This window comes from Micropruina sp. (assembly GCF_047606665.1).
In the GTDB taxonomy this organism is placed as follows: domain Bacteria; phylum Actinomycetota; class Actinomycetes; order Propionibacteriales; family Propionibacteriaceae; genus Micropruina.
This window is the reverse complement of record NZ_JASGEF010000047.1, coordinates 80,169-100,675: the sequence shown is the minus strand read 5'-3', so window position 1 is coordinate 100,675 and position 20,507 is coordinate 80,169. Positions and strand designations below refer to the sequence as shown.

The 20,507-nt window shown below is 68.3% G+C and carries 20 protein-coding genes, 1 tRNA gene, 1 pseudogene and 1 riboswitch; of the genes and pseudogenes, 11 read left to right on the top strand and 11 right to left on the bottom strand.

Annotated elements, in window-relative coordinates; translation table 11 throughout:
* Positions 1-58 precede the first annotated feature (58 nt).
* Positions 59-472 (top strand): hypothetical protein, encoded by a 414-nt coding sequence (locus QM619_RS11625; RefSeq protein ID WP_415108529.1) that lies wholly within the window; start codon positions 59-61, stop codon positions 470-472.
* A gap of 39 nt (positions 473-511) precedes the next feature.
* Here QM619_RS11625 and QM619_RS11620 read toward each other — a convergent pair whose 3' ends face one another.
* The 3 genes from QM619_RS11620 to QM619_RS11610 form a co-directional block, all read right to left on the bottom strand.
* Entirely contained in the window at positions 512-1,006 is a 495-nt protein-coding gene (locus tag QM619_RS11620; protein WP_415108526.1) for a PH domain-containing protein, read from the bottom strand.
* Entirely contained in the window at positions 1,003-1,848 is an 846-nt protein-coding gene (gene hisG / locus QM619_RS11615) for an ATP phosphoribosyltransferase (protein WP_415108573.1), read from the bottom strand. The genes QM619_RS11620 and hisG overlap by 4 nt, the downstream gene beginning before the upstream one ends.
* An 82-nt stretch (positions 1,849-1,930) precedes the next feature.
* On the bottom strand, positions 1,931-2,197 hold the full coding sequence (locus tag QM619_RS11610; RefSeq protein WP_415108523.1) for a phosphoribosyl-ATP diphosphatase: 267 nt from the start codon (positions 2,195-2,197) through the stop codon (positions 1,931-1,933).
* Positions 2,198-2,238: 41 nt separating this feature from the next.
* On the opposite strand from QM619_RS11610, the gene QM619_RS11605 reads away from it, so the two are divergent.
* Together QM619_RS11605 and menC are read left to right on the top strand one after the other, a co-directional pair.
* Positions 2,239-3,057, top strand: coding sequence for a GNAT family N-acetyltransferase (locus QM619_RS11605; protein ID WP_415108520.1), 819 nt, complete (start codon positions 2,239-2,241; stop codon positions 3,055-3,057).
* 5 nt (positions 3,058-3,062) lie between these two features.
* Entirely contained in the window at positions 3,063-4,178 is a 1,116-nt protein-coding gene (gene menC, locus QM619_RS11600) for an o-succinylbenzoate synthase (protein ID WP_415108517.1), read from the top strand.
* 233 nt (positions 4,179-4,411) lie between these two features.
* Here the strand turns inward: menC and mshC are convergent, their stop codons facing one another.
* Positions 4,412-5,638, bottom strand: coding sequence for a cysteine--1-D-myo-inosityl 2-amino-2-deoxy-alpha-D-glucopyranoside ligase (mshC, locus tag QM619_RS11595; RefSeq protein WP_415108514.1), 1,227 nt, complete (start codon positions 5,636-5,638; stop codon positions 4,412-4,414).
* A gap of 320 nt (positions 5,639-5,958) precedes the next feature.
* Between mshC and QM619_RS11590 the strand changes: the two genes are divergently transcribed.
* Positions 5,959-6,792, top strand: a complete 834-nt coding sequence (locus QM619_RS11590) for an undecaprenyl-diphosphate phosphatase (RefSeq protein WP_415108570.1) — start codon at positions 5,959-5,961, stop codon at positions 6,790-6,792.
* Positions 6,793-6,850: 58 nt separating this feature from the next.
* On the opposite strand, the gene QM619_RS11585 is transcribed toward QM619_RS11590, so the two are convergent.
* From QM619_RS11585 to QM619_RS11575, 3 genes are all read right to left on the bottom strand, one after another.
* Positions 6,851-7,816, bottom strand: a complete 966-nt coding sequence (locus QM619_RS11585) for an aldo/keto reductase (protein ID WP_415108511.1) — start codon at positions 7,814-7,816, stop codon at positions 6,851-6,853.
* Between the two features lie 246 nt (positions 7,817-8,062).
* Positions 8,063-9,355 (bottom strand): DUF3100 domain-containing protein, encoded by a 1,293-nt coding sequence (locus QM619_RS11580; protein WP_415108508.1) that lies wholly within the window; start codon positions 9,353-9,355, stop codon positions 8,063-8,065.
* A 79-nt stretch (positions 9,356-9,434) separates the two neighbouring features.
* Positions 9,435-10,664: an amidohydrolase gene (locus QM619_RS11575; protein WP_415108505.1), complete on the bottom strand. Its 1,230-nt coding sequence runs from the start codon at positions 10,662-10,664 to the stop codon at positions 9,435-9,437.
* Between the two features lie 764 nt (positions 10,665-11,428).
* Here QM619_RS11575 and QM619_RS11570 point away from each other — a divergent pair.
* Positions 11,429-11,517 (top strand) — tRNA-Leu (locus tag QM619_RS11570).
* 270 nt (positions 11,518-11,787) lie between these two features.
* Here QM619_RS11570 and QM619_RS11565 read toward each other — a convergent pair.
* Positions 11,788-12,120, bottom strand: coding sequence for a hypothetical protein (locus QM619_RS11565; protein WP_415108502.1), 333 nt, complete (start codon positions 12,118-12,120; stop codon positions 11,788-11,790).
* Between the two features lie 165 nt (positions 12,121-12,285).
* Between QM619_RS11565 and moeB the strand changes: the two genes are divergently transcribed.
* Complete coding sequence (moeB, locus tag QM619_RS11560; RefSeq protein ID WP_415108499.1) at positions 12,286-13,413, top strand: molybdopterin-synthase adenylyltransferase MoeB; 1,128 nt, start codon at positions 12,286-12,288, stop codon at positions 13,411-13,413.
* A gap of 129 nt (positions 13,414-13,542) precedes the next feature.
* Here moeB and QM619_RS11555 read toward each other — a convergent pair whose 3' ends face one another.
* Complete coding sequence (locus QM619_RS11555; protein WP_415108496.1) at positions 13,543-13,821, bottom strand: hypothetical protein; 279 nt, start codon at positions 13,819-13,821, stop codon at positions 13,543-13,545.
* A 117-nt stretch (positions 13,822-13,938) separates the two neighbouring features.
* Here QM619_RS11555 and QM619_RS11550 point away from each other — a divergent pair.
* Positions 13,939-14,237 (top strand): annotated as a pseudogene (locus QM619_RS11550) (DUF488 domain-containing protein); the annotation flags it as partial.
* 148 nt (positions 14,238-14,385) lie between these two features.
* Here QM619_RS11550 and QM619_RS11545 read toward each other — a convergent pair.
* Positions 14,386-15,234, bottom strand: coding sequence for a DUF5808 domain-containing protein (locus tag QM619_RS11545; protein ID WP_415108494.1), 849 nt, complete (start codon positions 15,232-15,234; stop codon positions 14,386-14,388).
* Positions 15,231-15,572 carry a PadR family transcriptional regulator gene (locus QM619_RS11540; RefSeq protein ID WP_415108491.1) on the bottom strand — a complete coding sequence of 114 codons (342 nt, stop codon included), beginning with the start codon at positions 15,570-15,572 and terminating at the stop codon, positions 15,231-15,233. Before QM619_RS11540 ends, QM619_RS11545 begins: the two co-directional genes overlap by 4 nt.
* A gap of 116 nt (positions 15,573-15,688) precedes the next feature.
* A riboswitch (cobalamin riboswitch) is annotated at positions 15,689-15,866 on the top strand.
* Between the two features lie 454 nt (positions 15,867-16,320).
* Between QM619_RS11540 and nrdH the strand changes: the two genes are divergently transcribed.
* The 4 genes from nrdH to nrdF all read left to right on the top strand — a co-directional run bounded on the left by nrdH (position 16,321) and on the right by nrdF (position 20,416).
* Complete coding sequence (gene nrdH / locus QM619_RS11535; protein ID WP_415108488.1) at positions 16,321-16,560, top strand: glutaredoxin-like protein NrdH; 240 nt, start codon at positions 16,321-16,323, stop codon at positions 16,558-16,560.
* Between the two features lie 133 nt (positions 16,561-16,693).
* On the top strand, positions 16,694-17,113 hold the full coding sequence (nrdI, locus tag QM619_RS11530) for a class Ib ribonucleoside-diphosphate reductase assembly flavoprotein NrdI (RefSeq protein WP_415108485.1): 420 nt from the start codon (positions 16,694-16,696) through the stop codon (positions 17,111-17,113).
* Entirely contained in the window at positions 17,080-19,236 is a 2,157-nt protein-coding gene (gene nrdE, locus QM619_RS11525) for a class 1b ribonucleoside-diphosphate reductase subunit alpha (protein ID WP_415108483.1), read from the top strand. The genes nrdI and nrdE overlap by 34 nt, the downstream gene beginning before the upstream one ends.
* A gap of 205 nt (positions 19,237-19,441) precedes the next feature.
* Positions 19,442-20,416: a class 1b ribonucleoside-diphosphate reductase subunit beta gene (gene nrdF, locus QM619_RS11520; protein WP_415108481.1), complete on the top strand. Its 975-nt coding sequence runs from the start codon at positions 19,442-19,444 to the stop codon at positions 20,414-20,416.
* Positions 20,417-20,507: the final 91 nt, after the last annotated feature.

The following is a 20,507-nucleotide window of genomic DNA, read 5'->3' as shown; positions in this document are numbered from 1 at the left end:
GCGTTGTTGCGGCGGATGACCCCTGGCAGCCGGGGAGCAATGCTGGCACGCTGCTCGCATGGATATCTCCTGGTGGGTGATGGTCATCGTGATCGGCTGGACGGTGCTCGGCCTGGTCCTGGTCGCGGTGCTGTGGGCGCGTGCGCCGTGGAAGGCCGTCTTGGCCTGGCTCGGCATCGCGCTGATACCGCTGGGGGTCTGGTTGGTCGGCCTCTCGCAAGCCGCGATCGACGGCTGGAACACCCTCGCACTGTGGTGGCAGGGCCTGACCTACACGCTGCCGGTGATGGTCGGCCTGAGCCTGCTCGGGCTCGCCGGATTGCTGCTGCTGGTGTCCCGGTTCGTGCCGAACCGGCCACGCAAGCGCAAGAGCGCCGCGTCCATTCCGCCGGCGGCGCCCTATCGCCCGGCGCAGCCGCGCAGCGAAGCCGAGCCGACGCTGATCTTGCCGGAGAACCGTCCGCAGGGCTGACCTCCGGTCAACCTTCCCGCGACCCGGCCTCAGGGCCGCTCAGGACGACGTGTCGCCGTCGGTTCCGGTATCCCCGTCTTCGGGAAGATCCGGGCGCTCGGTGCCATAAGCCTCGGCGAGCCGTGCCCGCAGATCGGCGACATTCGCCTCGGCGAGATCGCGATCGCTTCGTTGAATGCCGAGCAGCGGGCGCTGTTCGATCACCCCACGCACCACCACGAACGCCCACGGGTCGCCGTCGCGGTAGCGGAACGCCTTGACCTCGGTCCACGGCACCACGTGGGTCCGGACGCCGTTGCGGAACGTCAGCCCCTCGACGTCCGCGCGAACATAGCTCAGGCCCAGCGCCAGCGCGCCGCCGACCATCAGCGCCAGGAACAGCAGCAGCGTCAAGACCTGGACCGGGGTGAACAGGTCGCGGATGTGCTGCGGCGTCATCGTCCAGCCAAGGAAGGAGGCCAGCACCAGCGAGGTCGACAGCGAGATCCCCATCCGCAGGGACGCCCTCGGCCGGTATGTGACGGGCGGGCTCATAGCCGGCAGGCGACGATGTTGGTGACCAGGATGGCGTCCGCACCGACGTCCCAGAGCCGGTCCATGATCTGCGGTGCGGACGCCCGCGGGATCATCGCCCGGACCGCCACCCACCCCGGCTTGGCAAGCGGAGACACCGTCGGGGCGTCCAGGCCCGGAGTGACCTCGCAGGCGGCCTTCAGCGCCGTCTCGGGGACGTTGTAGTCGACCATGTAGTAGGTGCGGGCGGTCAGCACGCCGGTCAGCCGGCGGACCAGCAGGTCCATGCCCTCGGGCGCGGGCGACCCGGCCCGCTGGATGAGAATCGCCTCCGAGGTCATGATGGCCTCGCCGAACAGTTCCAGCCCGGCGCGCTTCAGCGTGCTGCCGGTCTCCACGACGTCGGCGACGACGTCCGCCACCCCGAGCCGGACCGACGACTCGACCGCGCCGTCCAGGTGGATCAGCCGCGCCTGGAATCCTTGGCTGTCGAGCCAGCCGCCGACCAGACCGGCGTACGAGGTGGCGATCCGCTTGCCCTGCAGGTCGTCGATCGTCCAGTCGGAGCCGCCGGGGGCGGCGAACCGGAACCGAGTGCCGCCGAAGCCGAGAGCCAGCACCTCTTCGGCCTGCGCGCCGGAATCGATCAGCATGTCGCGGCCGGTGATGCCCAGATCGAGGGTGCCTTCGCCGACGTAGACGGCGATGTCGCGGGGTCGCAGGTAGTAGAACTCGACGCCGTTGTCGGAATCGACCAGCACCAGATCTTTCGAATCGTGGCGCTGCCGGTAGCCCGCCTCGCGCAGCATCTCGGTGGATGCCTCGGAGAGGGAGCCCTTATTGGGGACGGCGATCTTCAGCAGGGGACGTTCGGACACTGGGATGACTCTACTGGTGGTCGGCGGACGCGGCGAACGGGGTCATCGCGTGAGCCGGGTGGGTCGGTCAGAGGTGCGCGTAGACGTCGTCGAGGTCGAGACCCTGGGAGATCATCAGCACCTGCAGGTGGTAGAGCAGCTGGCTGATCTCCATCGCCGTGTCGTCCTTGGACTGGTATTCGGCAGCCATCCACACCTCGGCCGCCTCCTCGACGATCTTCTTGCCGATGGTGTGGACGCCGGCGTCCAGTTCGCGCACGGTGCCCGATCCCTCGGGTCGCTCGACGGCACGGCGTTGCAGTTCGACGAACAGATCCTCAAAGCTCTTGCTCACGGGCAGGCAGTCTACGGTCCCGGTGCGGCATGCTGGGCGGCATGGAGTCAGCCCAGCCGCCGCCGGTGCGGGTCGAAGAACTCACCAGACACCCCGACCGGCTGGCTGCGGCCGCGTTGCTGGCCGGCATCTGGGGCGTGCCGCCCGCCGAATCGCCGGTGCCCGCCGACCTGATGACCGCGCTCAGCCATGCGGGCGGGTGCGTGCTCGGCGCCTGGACGCCGGACGGCGCCCTGGTGGGTGTGACGATCGGTTTCGCCGGCGCGCCCGGCTCGGATCGGATCTACTCCTACATCGCCGGCGTGGCCGCCTCATTCGCCGGCCGTGGCCTCGGACGCCGGCTGAAGCTGGCCCAACGCGACTGGGCGCTGGCCCGCGGCGCGGCGACCCTGACCTGGACCTACGATCCGCTGATCCGCCGCAACGGCCATTTCAACCTGAACCGGCTGGGCGGTCGGGTGACCGACTTCGTCCGCGACTACTACCCGCCGATGCTGGACGCGGTGAACGCCGGCGATCTGCCCGACCGGTTCGTCGTCGAATGGACGCTGGCCGACGAGCCGGACGGACATCCGCTGCCCGACGGCTCCCCGGAATCGCCCGTGGTGCTGTCGGTGGTCGCGGACGCGCCGGAGGTCAGGCACGCCGAGCTGGCGGAGGCTGTCCGAGGGAGTGGCGGGGCGGGGATCGTGCGAGCCTGGGTGCCGTCCGACATCGAAGGTCTGCGGGGCGGCGATCCGGCCCTCGGACGCCGCTGGCGGCTGGCCGCGCGGGAGGTCTTCGGCACCCTGTTCGCAGGCGGGCTGCGTCCGGTCGGGATTGACCCCGATGGTCATTACGTCTTTGTGAAAGGTGCCTGAACCCGATGTCCACCACCCTCGAATTGCGCCGGCTGGAGATGCCGCTGGTGCGTCCGTTCCGCACCAGCAAGGGCGAGGAGACCGTCCGGCAGGTGCTGGTGGCGTCCTGGACGGGCCCCGACGGGGTGACCGGGTGGGCCGAGTCGGCCGCCGATCCCGAACCGACCTACTTCCCGGAGTACATCGACGGCGTCCGGTCGACCGTCGAGCAGGTGCTGCTGCCGTTGTTGGCGTCGGCGTCTGGGGAGCCGATGACCACCGGCGCACTGCGGACGGCGTTCGCCGAGGTGCCCGGCAATCCGCTGGCCCGCGGGCTGCTTGAGACGGCGGTGCTGGACGCCGAGCTGCGGCGCCGAGGGATGCCGTTCGTGGACTTCCTGTGCTCGACCCGGCGTCCGATTCGGGTCGGGGTGTCGGTCGGCATTCCCGGCGACATCGACACGCTGCTGTCGTGGGTGGCGGGGTATCTGGAGGACGGCTACCGGCGGGTCAAGCTGAAGATCCAACCGGGGTGGGATCTGGAGCCGGTACACACCGTCCGGGAGGCGTTCGGCGACGATCTGCCGCTGCAGGTGGACGCCAACCAGGCCTACACCGCCGCGGACATTCCGCTGCTGAGCAGGCTGGACGGGTTCGGACTGGTGCTGATCGAGCAGCCGTTCGCCCGGCATGAGCTGTTGGCGCACGCCAAGCTGGCCGCGCGACACGGCACCCCGGTGTGCCTGGACGAGTCGGTGCTGTCCCTGGACGATGCGATGACGACGATCCGAATGGGCGCCGCCGACGTGATCAACATCAAGCCCAGCCGGGTCGGCGGGTATATAAACGCCCGGCAGATCCACGACGTCTGTCTGGCCAACGGCGTCCCGGTGTTCTGCGGCGGCACCCTGGAGACCGCGGTCGGACGCGCCGCCAACCTGGCTTTGGCAACCCTTCCCGGGTTCACCCTGCCCGGCGACATCTCCGCGACCTCCCGGTACTACGCCGCCGACATCGGCCCCTCGTTCGAGCTGGACGCCGACGGCTGTCTGACCGCGCCGTCCGGCCCAGGGATCGGTGTCGAAGTCGACCTGGACGACGTCGAGGAGTTCACCGTGGAGTCCACCACCCTCACCCTCTGAACACCGTTCAACGTCGGGGACGGTTCTTCGACGTTCGAATCTCGCACACGTGGGGACGGTTCTCCCGGTCGCCAGGGACGGTTCCTTCGGACACCGGGGCCCTTGAGAACCGTCCCCCGAACGTGCGAATCTCGCACGCCGAAGAACCGTCCCCGGGACATGCGAAACTCGCACACCGAAGAACCGTCCCCGATCGTTCCCCGATCGTTCCCGAAGAACCGTCCCCGATCGTTCTAGAGCCGGACGCCGAGCAGGGCGTCGATCGCCTGCGCCGCGGACGCAGCGGCGTCCGGGTCATTGCCGGGGGCGTCCGCCCAGGCGTCCATCGCCGAGAGGGCCGCGGGGGCATCCAGGTCGGTGCGGAGCGCCGTCCGCAAGGCAGCCACCAGGGGTTCGGCGGGGGGCGCGGACGGACGCGCCACGGCGTCCCGCCAGCGATCGAGACGACGCTGGGCCTCCCGCAGCGAGTCGGCCGTCCATTCCCAGTCGGTGCGGTAATGCCGGGCGAGCAGTCCGAGCCGGATCGCCATCGGGTCGGCGCCGGACGCCCGAAGCCGGCTGACCAGCACCAGGTTGCCGCGCGATTTGCTCATCTTCTCGCCGTGCAGGCCGACCATGCCGGAATGCACATACGCCTTCGCGAACGGCTGGCGGGTGGCCATCGCGCCCTCCGCGGCACACATCTCGTGATGCGGAAAGACCAGGTCGGAACCGCCACCCTGGACGTCGAACGCCGCGCCGAGATGCTGCAGGGCGATCGCGGTGCACTCGATGTGCCAGCCCGGACGCCCCCGGCCCAGCCGGGATTCCCAGGACGGCTCCCCCGGCCTGGCCATCCGCCACACCAGGCAGTCCAGTGGATCCTTCTTGCCGCGTCGTTCCGGATCGCCGCCGCGCTCGCCGAAGATCGCCAGCGCCTCGGAGTCGCTCAGCTTGGCGAGCCGCCCGAAACCGGGGGCGCGGCGCACCTCGAAGTACCAGTCCGGGTAGTCGGGGTCGTCCACCTGGTAGATCGCTCCGGTCAGCCGGAGCGACTCGATCAGCTCGACCACCGACGGGATCGCCTCGACTGCGCCCACGTAGTGCTGCGGCGGCAGCACCCGCAGCGCGGTCATGTCGTCCCGGAAGAGACTCACCTGGTCTTCGGCGAGTTCCTCCCAGTCGACCCCGGTCTGCTCGGCCCGCTCCAGCAGCGGATCGTCCACGTCGGTGACGTTCTGGGTGTAGACGACGCGATGCCCGCAGTCCGCGAGGGCCCGGTACATCAGGTCGTAGGCGACGTAGGTGTTGGCGTGCCCGAGATGGGTGGCGTCGTACGGGGTGATGCCGCACACGTAGAACCGCGCCTCGTTGTTGTCCGGTTCGACGTCGACCAGCTCGTCGAGCGCGGTGTCGTGGACCCGCAGCCGGCCGCCGCTGCCGTCCAGGGTGGGTAGGTCGGGCGCGGTCCAGGCTCTCACCGAAATTCCTCCTCGTAGGCACGACCCCATGGGCCGGACGCCAGGGTATCGCCGGACCGCCACCACGGTTCGCCGACGCCACCCGGCGCCGGCCACTGCTCCACGCAGCGGTCACTGCGCACCTCAACTTCGCCGGCCCGCCGCGCATTCCATAGCCGCGCTATTCCGTCGGCGGCATTCTCGGCGTCTTCCGCGATCGGCGGCAGAAGGCCGGGGCTTCGGACGGCGTCCGGCGTCCCTTGTCCCGAACAGTGTCACCGGGCTTCTCACGGGGCCAGCTAAGCTGGCCCGCGGCAGTCTCGCCCGAAGGGAAATCCATGATCAACTGGTGGCAATCGATCGTGCTCGGAATCATCGAGGGCATCACCGAATTCCTGCCCATCTCATCGACCGGTCACCTGACCGTGACCGAGAAACTGATGGGTCTGCCGATCGACGACCCGAGCGTGACCGCCTACACCGCAATCATCCAGGTGGGCGCGATGATCGCCTCGATCGTCTACTTCTGGTCGGACATCGTGCGGTTCGCCGGCGCCTGGTTCACGGGATTGAGGGACGCCTCGCGGCGTGGCTCCGACTACCGGATGGGCTGGGCGATCATCGCCGGCTTCATCCCGACCGCGGTGATCGCGCTGCTCGCCGAACCGCTGATCACCGGTCCGCTGCGCAGCATGTGGGCCGTCGTGGCCGGGCTGGTGGGATGGTCGGTGGCGATGCTCATCGGCGACCGGTTCGGCAAGCAGACCCGCGGCGAGGACTCGATCACCGTCCGCGACGGCATCATTCTCGGCACCCTGCAGTCGCTGGCGCTGGTGCCCGGCGTCTCCCGCTCGGGCGCCACGATCACCGGCGGCCTGCTGCTAGGCCTCGACCGGGTGACCGCCACCCGGATGAGCTTCTTCCTGGGCATTCCGACGCTGGTGGCGTCCGGGCTCTACCAGGCCGTGAAAGAGGCGAAGCATGTCGCGGACGGCGTCGGCTGGGCGTCCACGCTGCTCGGCACCGCGGTGTCGGGTGTAGTCGCCTACGTGTCCATCGCCTGGCTGCTGCGGTACGTCTCGAAGAACAACTTCACCTGGTTCATCGTTTACCGGGTGGTCCTGGCAGCGATGATCGTGCTGCTGTTGGCCACCCAAGTGATCAGCGCCACCTGATCCGGGCGGTGCGCACGGAGGGCTCACCCTCCGCACCGCCCGTGCCGATCCGCGGTGGCTAGGGGGTTCGGCCAGCATTGGGCCCGCCGCTGACGTCGTCCAGTGCGGCCACGATCTCGGCTGGCAACTTCATTTGCTCGGTCTCGAGCAGATGGTCCAGCTGCTCGACGGTGCGTGGGCCGATCAGCGGCGCGGACACACCGGGGGCGTCCCGCGTCCACAGCAGTGCCACCTGCGCGCAACTCAGTTCAAGGCCGGCAGCAGCCGTCGCCACCGCCGCCACCACCGAACGGGGGCGGGCCTCCAGGTAGGGCTCGATGAACCAGGAGAAGTGCGCTTGGCCTCCCCGTGAATCGCGCGGGATGCCGGTGCGATAGCGGCCGGCGAGGACGCCCCGGCCCAACGGCGACCAGGCGAAAAGGCCAAGGCGGAACGCTCGCGCGGCCGGAATCACCTCGACCTCGGCGCGGCGGGCCAGCAGCGAATACTCCACCTGTACGCTCACCACCGGCGCGCGTCCGGGGAACGCCGACTGCCAGGTGGCAGCCTGCGCGGTCTGCCAGCCGACGAAGTTCGACACCCCGGCGTAGCGCACCATGCCCATCGACACCGCATGGTCGATGGCGGCCAGCGACTCCTCCAGGGGCGCGGTCCCCCAGGCGTGCAGCTGCCACAGGTCGACATGGTCGGTATGCAGACGTCGCAGCGAGCCGGCCAGATCGTCCAGCAGCGCGGTGCGCGACGTGTCGACGACCCGCTGTCCGTGACGGACGCCGAAGCCACCCTTGGTGGCGATCACCAGGTCGTCGCGGGTCAAGTCGGTGTGGATCGCCCGGCCGATGATGCGCTCCGCGTCCCCGTTGCCGTAGGCGGCGGCCGTGTCGACCAGGGTGCCGCCGACCTCGACAAATCGGTTCAGCAGGGCTCGCGCCTGCACCGGTGGAATGTCGCGGCCCCAGGTCAGGGTGCCGAGCCCGAGCCGAGACACCCGCAGCCCGCTGTCCCCGACGGCACGACGATCCATGGGGCCAACCCTAGGGCTTGCCGCACCAGCCACCACCCCCAGTACCGCGGACCGGCTCAGCCCTGGTCGAGGAAGCGGTCCAGTACGGTCAGGAAGTCATCCTGCCGCACCGGCGACGGCGGCCCACACCCCAGCGCCCCACGGCCGCGCCAGCCTGGAAGGCGGACGCCGGACGTCCCGAGATCTGGAGACGAACTCGGCCCGGCACCCGAGGACGGGCGCCGGGCCGGGCGGGACAACTCAGGCTCAGCGACCCCAGGCTCCGAGCGCGAACTCGGCGACCACGGCGGACAGGATGAACGAGGCGGCGATCGCCACCACGCCGGTCGGGATGATCTTCCAACCGATGTTCTTCAGCAGCGGAAGGTCCTTGCCGATGCCGAGGCCGGCGATGGTCAGCATCGCGGTGATGATGGACAGGAAGTTGACGCTCTCGGCGGTGTGCGACACCCAGGTCCCGATCGGCGAGATCGGCGAGGTCGCCAGCGCTCCGAGGGTCATCCCGGAGACGATCGCCGGGATCCGGTGCTTGGTGATGTTGCTCAGCCAGATGCTGATCGCGACCAGCGCGGACAGCAGGACGAAGGTGATGACCATGTCGAACGAGAAGGTCTTCTTGGCGATCATCGCGACCAGCAGGCCGGCCCCGCTGAAGATCAGCAGCGACGTGCCCAGCGGCACCGAGGTCCGGGTCTCCAGCAGGCTGGCGGTGGCCGCCTCCATCTCGGCGGCGTTCCCGGCCTTCTCCTCCGGCTGCTTCCAGCGCTTGGAGAGCGCCTTGTACATCTTGTCGGCCGCCGGCAGCGCCACCCAGACGCCGACGTACAGGCCGAGCACGTTGGTGATCAGGTTCGAGGCCGCCGACAGCGCCAGCACCTGCTGCTGCATCTCGGGATGCTGGGCGATGATCACCGAGGCGGCTGCCGCCATCATCGAACCGGAGCCGACGCCGGCACCCATCGCCAGAGCAAGGGGGTCGAAGATCCCCAGCGAGGTGGCCAGCGACGCGATCAGGCTGACGATGATGGCACCGAACACCGTGCCGAAGACGTACATCGACAGAACGCCACGGTACTGGGGCGAGTCCGACCCGTAGCGCTCGCTGACCATGGCGAAGGAACCCTCGCGGTCGATCGAGAAGGTGGCACCGACGGTTGCCGGACCCATCCGCAGCAGGACGGCCAGCGGCAGGGCCAGCAGCAGCGTGCCGAACAAGTGCCCGAGCTCCTGCAGCAGCAGCGCCGGACCGGCCTGCAGCAGCAGCGGGATGCTGGGACCGATCTCCAGCGACAGCCGGGCACCGAGGAACAGCACGGCGACGCCCATGATCGAGGTGGCGGCGTCCTGCAGGTTCCGGCCGAGAGGACGCCAGGTCTGCCCGGAGATGGAGCCGGCGAGGAGAAGGCCCCAGATCATCGGCAGCAGGGTCACCGAGGCGATGCCCAGCGGGATCACGGCCGGTCCGATCGCCTGAGCGATGCAGGCGATGACGATGGCCAGGCCGACGATGATCCACAGCCGCTTGTCGCGGAGGGTCATCAAGGCCTTCGTAGCGTGCGTCGGCGCCTCGCCGACGGCAGGTTCAGAGGACATTTCGGGCTCCCGTGTTGGTCGGAGGTCAGGCTTCGAGGGTGATCTGGGTGGATCCGGCGGGCCGCTCGGCGCGGCGTCGCTTCAGATCGGCGCGGACGTCCGGGTCGAGCGCAGCGTCCAGGCTCGTCCAGGCGAGCAGGACGGCGCCGTCGAGGGCCGCGTCGTCGGCGGCCGGGGTCGCGGCCGAGATGGTGAAGTTCGGGTTGTGGGCCGGTCCGGTCTCGCCGAGGAAGGCGATCATCGGGTGGATGGCCGGCAGCACCTGGGAGACGTTGCCCATGTCGGTGGAGCCGCCGCTGACGCCTGACACCTGGGCGATTGTTCGTCCGCGGGCGACCAGATTGCTGTCCCAGAACGCGGCCAGCGCCGGATCGGAGTCCACCGGTGCATAGGGAAACTCGGTGGGCGCCCACTCCCAGGTGCAGCCGGTGGCGATCGCGGCGCCCTCGAAGCAGGCCAGTACCCGCTTTTTCAGCGCTCGCCAGATGTCGATCTCGAAGGCGCGCAACTCCACCTGGACGACCGCCTTGTCGGGGATCACGTTGGTGGCCTCGCCGCCGAGGGAGACGAACGCGTTCATATTGGTCGACTTCGGGACGGTCTGGCGCAGCAGTCCGATGGCGGTCAGTGCCAGCGTCGCCGCAGAGGCGGCGTTGATGCCCTGTTCGGGCATCGCGGCGGCGTGCGCGGTGAGGCCGTGGAAGACCACCTCGAAGCGATCCACGGCGGTGGACGCCATGCCGGCGGCACTGACGTCCTGGCCGGTCATGCCGTGCACCATCATCGAGAAGTCGACGTCCTCCCAGGCCCCGGCCTTGAGCAGGGCGACCTTGCCACCGCCGTGCTCCTCGGCCGGGGTGCCCAGCAGCTTGACCCGCAGGCCGGCCTCCTGCGCCACCGGCGCCAGGGCCAGCGCGGCACCCACGCCGGCGGTGGCGATCACGTTGTGGCCGCAGCCATGACCAATGCCCGGCAGGGCGTCGTACTCGGCGCAGATCGCCACCGTGAGATCGCCGTCGCCGATCACCGCCTCGACCGCGGTCTCCACGCCATAAGCGCCCAACTCGGAGGCGAAGCCCGCCTCGCGCATGATCTCCGCGATCCGCGCGGACGCCTCGTACTCCTTCCAGGACAGTTCCGGATTGGCATGGATCGCACGACTCAACTCCAGCAACTGCTCCCGGCGACGCTCCACATCCTCAGCGACCCGCCGCTTCAGCACCTGGGTCTTGTCGGCGATGCTCGAACTGCTCACTTGCCGTCTCTCTTCCGTCACAGATTTGTCCGGCCGATTATGCCCAGCCGGCTGCTACAGCAGTGTTACGTCACGACGACGGTGTCGAAAAGGCGCGTCGAATGACGGCCGCAATCGACAGCGGACGAGGGTCGCGGTAGGGGCTATCGGATCGGTTTGGGCTGCTGGGCAACCTCGTCGATCGGCGTCAGCGCCGGCCTTCGAGGCTCGCTCCGCAGACCGCAATGGTCCACAGTTGACTTCGGGAACGCCGCGCCCTTCGGTGAACGCCGCCCTCGGTATGCATAGCAAGTGCACGGGAGCGGTCGGATGCCCCGCAGGTCCGGCGCGGAGAGGTGCGGACGGCCGTCCAAATTTCTCGGAAAGACGACCAGGAGAATTTCCGTGTCGATCCGACGCTGGAGAGAAGCGGTTTCGGACCGCACGAGCTTTCCTGACTGTCAAGGGTCACGCCCTCGTCCCGCGGTCGCGGACGCCGAATAGATTAGCCCCCAAATGGCAGATTGCAGTCGTCGCTGTGACAGATCTCGCCGATCCGGTCGCCTCAGGACGCCGGACCGACCGGACGCGCGGCGTGGCCTCGCCCTCGACCGCCAGGCTCGTCCACGGAGGGAGCGGGACCTCTGCTCGCAGGATCGGCAACCCGCACACCCGTCCGCGTGGGCCCCGGACCAGCGGTGGCGTCCGCACCGGCCGCCAAGTTGAGCAGGCACCCGCCGCACAGATATGCTGACGTAGTTGCCCGGGCCAGCCGGGAGCACCCTGTCCGGGTGGCGGAATAGGTAGACGCGCTAGCTTGAGGTGCTAGTGCCCTTTGCAGGGCGTGGAGGTTCAAGTCCTCTCTCGGACACCAGAGAAACCCCTAGTCAAGTGCTCATTGGCTAGGGGTCGAATCATTTCGTGCCAGCTATGTGCCAGATTCGGACTACACGTGCCGGGCGGTCCCAGATCTGCCTACCCAAGGCGGGCGACTCGCAACCGAAACGAACGCGACTTCGCCACCGTTCCCGAACTGACCGTCATAAACCCGGTCAATAGGACCGCCCAGTCAGGCCGCCCCACACCGGGGCATCACGGTTAAGTGCCTGGGAGCCTCGCGACGCTGGGAGGGGCGCAGGCTTGGCTACAGGCGGTGGAACAGGCGCAGAGGTTTGCCGGTGAACGGTTTGAACCCGTGTCGCGCATAGAACGCCGCGGCCTTGCCGTCGAGTGCATCGACGATGAGCGCACGCAGCCCGATGCGCTCAGCAGCCGTTGTGGCGTTGATGACGGCGTCATCGTTCGGGCATGCCCACACCCCGGCGGCCCCCTGCGCGGTGGCCTTCATCGGGTGACTATCGGGATGCCTGGGGCAAACAGGCCAGTTGGTCGGCGCCTGCCGGCCCCACAACTCGTCCCACACCCACTCTTGGACCTGATCGGCGACTGAGGCGATCTGCTTGGGCAGCGCCTCCACGCGCAGGATGCTGATGCCTCTCCCACCGCCATCGGACCCCCCGCGTCGCGGACGCCGTCGCGGGGTCGTCTCCGGGCGGCACCGGACGGCGAGCCTCGATGCGGTCCGGACGACGCGGATGTTGTCAGACATCGAAGGGTTCCACCGATCTTCTAGGGTTAATCCATGACATTGCCGCCGCTGGTGCCGCCGACCGGCACCTTGGACGCCGATGCGCTGGCGCGCTATTCGCGGCAGATGATCCTGAGCGAGGTCGGCGTCGACGGGCAGCGCCGGCTGGCCGCGGCGCGGGTCCTGGTGATCGGGGCCGGCGGCCTCGGCGCCCCCGTGTTGCTGTATCTGGCCGCGGCGGGCGTCGGCACGATCGGAGTGGTCGACTCCGATCGGGTCGAGCTGTCCAATCTGCATCGGCAGGTGATCCACACCGATGCCGGCATTGGACGTCCCAAGGTCGACTCGGCCGCGGACGCCGTGGCCGCCCTGAACCCGACCGTGACCATCCGGCGGCACGGCCTCCGGGTCGACCCTGGCACGATCGCCGGACTGGTGGCCGACTACGACCTGGTGATCGACGGTACCGACAATTTCCCCACCCGCTACCTGGTCAACGATGCCTGCGTGGCAGCTGGAAAGCCGTTGGTGTGGGGGTCGGTGCTGGGGTTCGCCGCCCAGGTCGCCGTGTTCTGGGACGCCGCCCCGGACGGCCGTGGCGTCCAGCTGCGGGACGTGTTCCCCGAGCCGCCGCCGGCCGGCACCGTGCCGTCGTGCGCCGAGGCGGGCGTGGTCGGCGCGGTGTGCGCGCAGGCCGGCTCGGTGATGGCGATGGAGGCGATCAAGCTGATCACCGGCATCGGACGCCCGCTGCTGGGCCGCGTCCTGGTCATCGACGTGCTTGCCGGACGCTGGGACGAGGTACCGGTGCGCCGCGCGAACCCCGGCCCGTCGGCAGCCGAGCCGGCCGTCACCCCTGCCGCCGCGCGCGGTGCGGCCACTCCCCCGGCCGAGGCGGACGGCGGTGTCCGGGTCTTAACGTTGCCGGAGCCGGGGTCGGCGTTCCTGCTCGACGTGCGCGGGCCGGACGAGTTCGCCGCCGAGCGGATTCGCGGCTCGGTGAACATTCCCCTGCCGGCACTCCTGGAGGGCGCCCTCGACGGCGTCCCGGACGACGGTGCAATCCTGGTGATCTGCCGCAGCGGCGGCCGTGCCGAGATCGCCGCCGCCGGTCTCCGCGCGCGCGGCTACGCCGACGTCCGGGTCCTCGAAGGCGGGATCCAGGCGCTGTCCGCACCCTGAGCCTCTCAGTGAAACGCTGATCATTCACGTATCCCGGGAATGATCCGGGATCCCAGGCGGGAGAGATCCCGGAGCAGGTCCGTGATGACGATGGAGGGGCTTTGACGAGCGAGTCCCGCGCTCGATTCGTCAGCGCCGGGCGCCGGACGGCGTCCGTTGGATCGTGGACCGATCCGCCTCCATGAAGCCGCGCCAGATCGCCAGACCCATGCCACCCAGCGCCGCCATCGCGGACAGGAATCCGCACAGCGGGTGCGGCATGCCCAGCACTCCGTTCTCTGACAGCACGCCGGCCAAGGCGACCGCATAGGCCACCAGCACAGCTACCACGCCGGCCCACCACCACCTCTTCAACACCGAGCGGACGGCCTCCTGCTGCCGGGCGAACGACTCTTTGCCGGTACGCATCGCGATTCCTCCTTTCGTCGGTCAGCACGAACAGCCTGGTCGCCCTACCTGCGGAACGGCCCGGCCAAGGGGTTGACCGGAGTCTCGATTTTTCACAATCCAATTGTAAAATCACCTGTGCCGTACCAAAGGGGCGATGACCAAACCTGGCCACGCTGCGGACACCTTCCGCAGCAAGCGGTCTACGAGCCGGTCGAGCCGTCGGACGGCTACCGCATCCTGGTCGACCGGCTGTGGCCGCGGGGAGTCTCGAAGGACGCCGCCGCCCTCGATCGGCGGCCGTCCGAGGTGGCGCCGAGTCCGGAGCCCGGAAGTGGTGGAACCACGACCCGGATCGGCTCGCCGAGTTCACCGCCCGCTATCGGGCCGAGCTGGACGCCAACGCAGCTGTCGAGATGCTGCGCGAGATCGGCCGCGAGCACGCGCCGGTGACGCTGCTCTACGGCGTGCGCGACCCTCGAATCAACCAGGCGGCGGGTGCTGCACGGCTACCTGACCGATACCGGCCTCAGCGCGGACTCATCCGGACTCGGGCACCACCAGGGGGCCTCAGGCAGGACATGGTCAGCGGTTCCCGAGGTCGCGGTCGATCTCAACCCGGCGTCCGGCGCGGGCCAGGCCCAGCAGCACCCCGCCCACGCCGGCGCCCAGGGCGGTCAGCATCGCCGGGTTCAGCCAGACCCCGCCACGGGCCGGACGGGCGACCGTCACGCTCGCGCCGAGGGTGGCCGCCATCGTCGCGCCGGCCAGTGCGGCGGCTCGAGTGGGTCCGACGCTAGCGGTGACGGCGGCCCATCCGGCCAACGCCGCAGCGCCGGCCGTCGCCCCGATGTCGATCAGCGCGGCGCGCTCCTTGGACACCCACCGGTCCGGACGTCCGCCGGCATCCCAGTGCGACGCCAGGCGCGGCGGCAAGGAGCGTCCGCGGACGGCGTAGTGCAGCGCCGTGGCACCGGCGAGCGCGACCGGGAGTGCGGCCGCCAGCCGGAAAGCGGCCTCCCGCGTGGAGGTGAAGGGCACCGCCTCGGCGTCCGGTTCGATCAGCTGGAGCCGGACGGCGACCGCCCCGAGGTTGACGTCCCAGCCCAGACCGACGGCGCGGGGCAACAGCAATCGCGGATCGCTGGGCCGCCACCAGATCTTGGCGATCCGGGTGAGCAGCCCGCGCGGTCGCAGTCCGGACGGCCACCCGAGGCCCGCACGTGCGGCGAGGTCGTCGGGACGCAACCCAGCCAGGACCTCCTCGACGTCGGCCAGGGTCGCGCTCGACCTTAGCCGCTCGCACAGGTGGGCGGTCAGATCGGCGCGGACGTCGGAGCGCAGGCCGCGCCGGGTGGCCTCGGTCGCGGCGTCCAGGAAGCCCTGAGCGACCGCCCGTGCGTCGGGACGCAGTTCGTCGATGGTGCGGATCATGACTCCCCCTTCAGAATGTCGCCCAGTGCCGCCGCCACCGCGGCGAACTCCTGGGCCATGGCGTCCAGCCGGCGCCGGCCGGCGGCGGTCAGCGTGTAGTACTTGCGTGGCGGGCCGACCGGCGATTCCTGCCAGCTGGCGCTGACCAGGCCGGCCTTGGCCAGCCGGGCCAACAGCGGGTAGACGGTGCCCGCGGTGAGCGCCAGGCCCGGACGGTCGCCGAGGTCGTCGACCAGGCTGGAGCCGTAGCGCTGCTCTTTGGCCAGCAGCCCGAGGACCGCCAGCTCGAGCACGCCCTTGCGCAACTGCGACCCCCAGTGGCCTGGATCACCGGACATGCGTCCATCGTATTACCAGGTACCTTGCGTAGCAAGATAGATCGCTCGCCCGCCACGCCGCGACACGCCGACCAATCGTGTCGCCGCGTCCGGCTGTCGTAGAGTCGGGCCCGCGACTGGTTCTCCGCCGTCTCGGCGACGGAGAGGCAAGAGGGAACCCGGTGAGAATCCGGGACTGCCCCGCAGCGGTCATCGGGAACGACCTCCGTCTCGAGCACTGGGCCGACGGCCTGGGAAGCGACGGACAGTAGGTGGATCGGACGATCCGAGCCCGAGAGTCCGAAGACCTGCCAGCGTCCGGCCCGACGACCGCGGGCCGGGAGAACGTCCGCCACGACGGTTCCGCCGGACGGCCAGAGCTTCGGCTCGGGTCGAAGGCGGCCCCGCTCACCGCGGGCCGGGAGCAACTCGCGAAGGAGAGTTGATGACCACGATGTGGCGACCGCTGCGCTCCGCGCCACCCCGTCCGGAGCATCGAAAGGGAGCGTCGCTCCCGGCCTGAAACCGGCACATCCTTCCCCACTCATCACCGCCGATCCACGGCATCCAGGCCTCGCTAGGCACTCCTCGCGTCGCCGGCCGCCACCCGGTCGGGCGGGGCTCCGCCATGCCCACACAACGGTAGGCGACGACACGCAACACAAGATCTAGTGGTTCTTGCGCGAGCTGACCCATATGTGTAGTGTCCGTGACTGACATCGATGGAACTACACCGATGTAACACACAGCCCCGGAAGGACCCGCAGCCATGACGATCACCGTCTACAGCAAGCCCTCGTGCGTGCAGTGCACCGCCACCTACCGCGCGCTCGACCGGGCCGGCCTGTCCTACGATGTCGTCGACCTGTCGGCCGACGAGCAGGCGCTCGCCCAGGTGATGGAGCTCGGGTACCAGCAGGCCCCGGTGGTCTTCGCCGACGACGAGCATTGGGCCGGGTTCCGTCCAGACCGGATCAAGGCGACCGCGGCCCGCGTCCAGGCGGCCTGACCCACCCGCACTCCCGCCCGGGGTTGTCCAAGCGCCGCGAACAACGCAGCATGGAGCGACAGCAGATCCCGGGCAGCCACGACCGATTCGATCGGCCTGCCACCCTCACCGCCCCAGCCGAACGGAGAGAACCATGGTGCACGTCGTGTACTTCTCCTCCGTTTCGGAGAACACCCACCGCTTTGTGACCAAGCTCGGTTTCGAGGCCGAGCGCATCCCGCTGCGGACCAGCGATCCGCACCTGCGCGTCGACCGTCCCTTCGTCCTGATCCTGCCCACCTACGGGGGCGGCAACGGCGAAGGGGCGATCCCCAAGCAGGTGATCCGCTTCCTCAACGATCCGGCCAACCGAGCACTGATGCTGGGTGTGATCGCGGCCGGCAACACCAACTTCGGCGCGGCGTACTGCATCGCCGGCGACATCGTGGCACGCAAATGCGGCGTGCCCCACCTGTACCAGTTCGAACTCATGGGGACGCCCGACGACGTCGAGGCCGTCCGCGAAGGACTCATTTCACTATGGCAACCACTGTGCTCACCGACACCGGCCTAGAGGCCGTCTCGTCCGAGGTCGACTATCACGCACTCAACGCGCTGCTGAATCTGTACGACGTGGACGGCAAGATCCAGTTCGAGGCCGATCGCAAGGCCGCCCATCAGTACTTCCTGCAGCACGTCAACACCAACACGGTCTTCTTCCATTCGCTGAAGGAGAAGCTCGACTACCTGGTCGAGCAGGGCTACTACGAGCAGCAAGTGCTCGACCTCTACGACTTCGATTTCGTGAAGTCGCTGTTCAGGCGGGCCTACGCGGTGAGGTTCCGGTTCCCGACCTTCATGGGTGCGTTCAAGTACTACACCTCGTACACGTTGAAGACGTTCGACGGTTCGCGCTACCTGGAGCGCTTCGAGGACCGGGTCTGCATGGTGGCGCTCACCCTGGCCGCCGGCGACCGGCGGATGGCCGAGAGCCTGGCCGACGAGATCATGGCCGGACGTTTCCAGCCGGCCACGCCGACCTTCCTGAACGCCGGCAAGGCGCAGCGCGGCGAGCTGGTCTCGTGCTTCCTGCTGCGGGTCGAGGACAATATGGAGTCGATCGCCCGGGCGATCAACTCCTCGCTGCAGCTGTCCAAGCGGGGCGGCGGGGTGGCGCTGTCACTGACCAACATTCGTGAGGCCGGCGCGCCGATCAAGAAGATCAAGAACCAGTCCTCCGGTGTCATCCCGGTGATGAAGCTGCTGGAGGATTCGTTCTCCTACGCCAACCAGCTGGGAGCGCGGCAGGGCGCCGGTGCGGTGTACCTGCACGCCCACCATCCCGACATCATGCGGTTCCTGGACACCAAGCGCGAGAACGCCGACGAGAAGATCCGGATCAAGACGCTGTCGCTGGGCGTGGTGATTCCCGACATCACCTTCCAACTGGCCCGCGACAACGAGGACATGTACCTGTTCAGCCCCTACGACATCGAGCGGGTCTACGGGGTGCCGTTCACCGAGATCTCGATCACGGAGAAATACCGGGAACTGGTCGACGACCGCCGGATCACCAAGTCGAAGATGAACGCCCGCAAATTCTTCCAGACCCTGGCCGAGATCCAGTTCGAATCGGGCTACCCGTACATCGTCTTCGAGGACACCGTGAACCGGGCCAACCCGATCGACGGCCGGATCACCATGAGCAATCTGTGCTCGGAGATCCTGCAGGTCTCGACGGCGTCCAGCTACAACGAGGACCTGTCGTTCGCCGAGATCGGAAAGGACATCTCCTGCAATCTCGGGTCGCTGAACATCGCCAAGGCGATGGACTCGCCGAACTTCGGCGTCACGGTGGAGACCGCGATCCGAGCGCTGACCGCGGTGTCGGACCAGTCGAACATCGCCTGCGCGCCGAGCATCGAACGCGGCAACGCGATGAGCCACGCGATCGGCCTGGGCGCGATGAACCTGCACGGCTACCTGGCCCGGGAGTCCATCCACTACGGCTCGGACGAGGGCCTGGACTTCACCAATATGTACTTCTACACGGTGACCTTCCATGCGATCGCGGCGTCCTGCCGGATCGCCCGTGAACGCGGCCAGACCTTCGACGGATTCGAGCGTTCGAAGTACGCCTCGGGCGAGTACTTCGTCCGCTACATCGAGGGCGACTGGACGCCGCGCACCGCGAAGGTGGCCGGGCTGTTCAGCGACGCCGGGATCGCACTGCCCACCCCGGACGACTGGCGTGCGCTGGCCGCCGAGGTGGCCGAATACGGGATGTACAACCAGAACCTGCAGGCCATTCCGCCGACCGGTTCGATCAGCTACATCAACCATTCGACGTCCTCGATCCACCCGATCGTCGCGAAGGTCGAGATCCGCAAAGAGGGCAAGATCGGACGGGTCTACTACCCGGCGCCGTACCTGACCAACGACAACCTGGAGTATTACCGGGACGCGTACGAGATCGGCCCCGAGGCGATCATCGACACCTACGCCGAGGCGACCAAGCATGTGGATCAGGGCCTGTCGCTGACCCTGTTCTTCCCCGACAACGTCACCACCCGCGACCTCAACCGGGCCCAGATCTACGCCTGGAAGAAGGGCATCAAGACGCTGTACTACATCCGGCTGCGGCAGCTCGCCCTGGAGGGCACCGAGGTCGAGGGCTGCGTCAGCTGCGCGCTGTGAACCATTGGGGACGGTTCTTTTCGTTCGAAACTCGCACACCGGGGACGGTTCTTTTCGTTCGAAACTCACACGCGAGGGACGGTTCTTCCGGTCAGCGTGAGCCCAAGATCCGTCCCCACCCCCACCGAAAATCGCACCAGAAGAACCGTCCCCAAGAGGCGAAATTCGCACGAGAAGAACCGTCCCCCTGCACCAAGGAGACCCGATGACTCAGAAACTGACCCTGCTGCGTGGCGTCCAGGCGATCAACTGGAACCGCATCGAGGACGACAAGGACCTCGAGGTCTGGGACCGGCTGACCGGCAACTTCTGGCTGCCCGAGAAGGTTCCGCTGAGCAACGACATCCCGTCGTGGCGGACGCTGAAGCCGCACGAGCAGCTGATGACCACCCGGGTGTTCACCGGGCTGACCATGCTGGACACCATCCAGGGCACCGTCGGTGCGGTCTCGCTGATCCCGGACGCCCGGACGCCGCACGAAGAAGCGGTGTACACCAACATCGCGTTCATGGAGTCGGTGCACGCCAAGAGCTATTCGTCCATCTTCTCCACGCTGATCTCCACCGCCGAGATCGACGACGCGTTCCGCTGGAGCGAGGAGAACGAGAACCTACAGCGCAAGGCGCAGATCGTGCTCGACTTCTACTACGGCGACGACCCCGAGAAGCGCAAGGTCGCCTCGACCATGCTGGAGTCCTTCTTGTTCTACTCCGGGTTCTACGCCCCGATGTACTGGTCGAGCCACGCCAAGCTGACCAACACCGCCGACCTGATCCGGCTGATCATCCGCGACGAGGCGGTGCACGGCTACTACATCGGCTACAAGTACCAGGTGGCGCTGCGCGAGGCGTCCCAGGCACGGCGGGACGAGTTGAAGGACTACACCTTCGACCTGCTCTACGAGCTGTACGACAACGAAGAGAATTACACCGAGGACCTCTACGACCCGCTCGGCCAGACCGAGGACGTCAAGATGTTCCTGCGCTACAACGCCAACAAGGCGCTGATGAACCTCGGTTACGAACCGCTGTTCCCCAAGCAGGCCACCGCGGTCTCCCCCGCCATCCTGGCCGCGCTGTCGCCCAACGCGGACGAGAACCACGACTTCTTCTCCGGCTCCGGCTCGTCCTACGTGATGGGCAAGGCGGTGAACACCGAGGACTCCGACTGGGACTTCTGAGCGCCCCCCGGACGTCGATTGGGGCGACGCAGGCCACCCGGCATAGACTGCCTTTTAGTTGAAACATCTAATTTCAGGAGTTGCTTCGCCC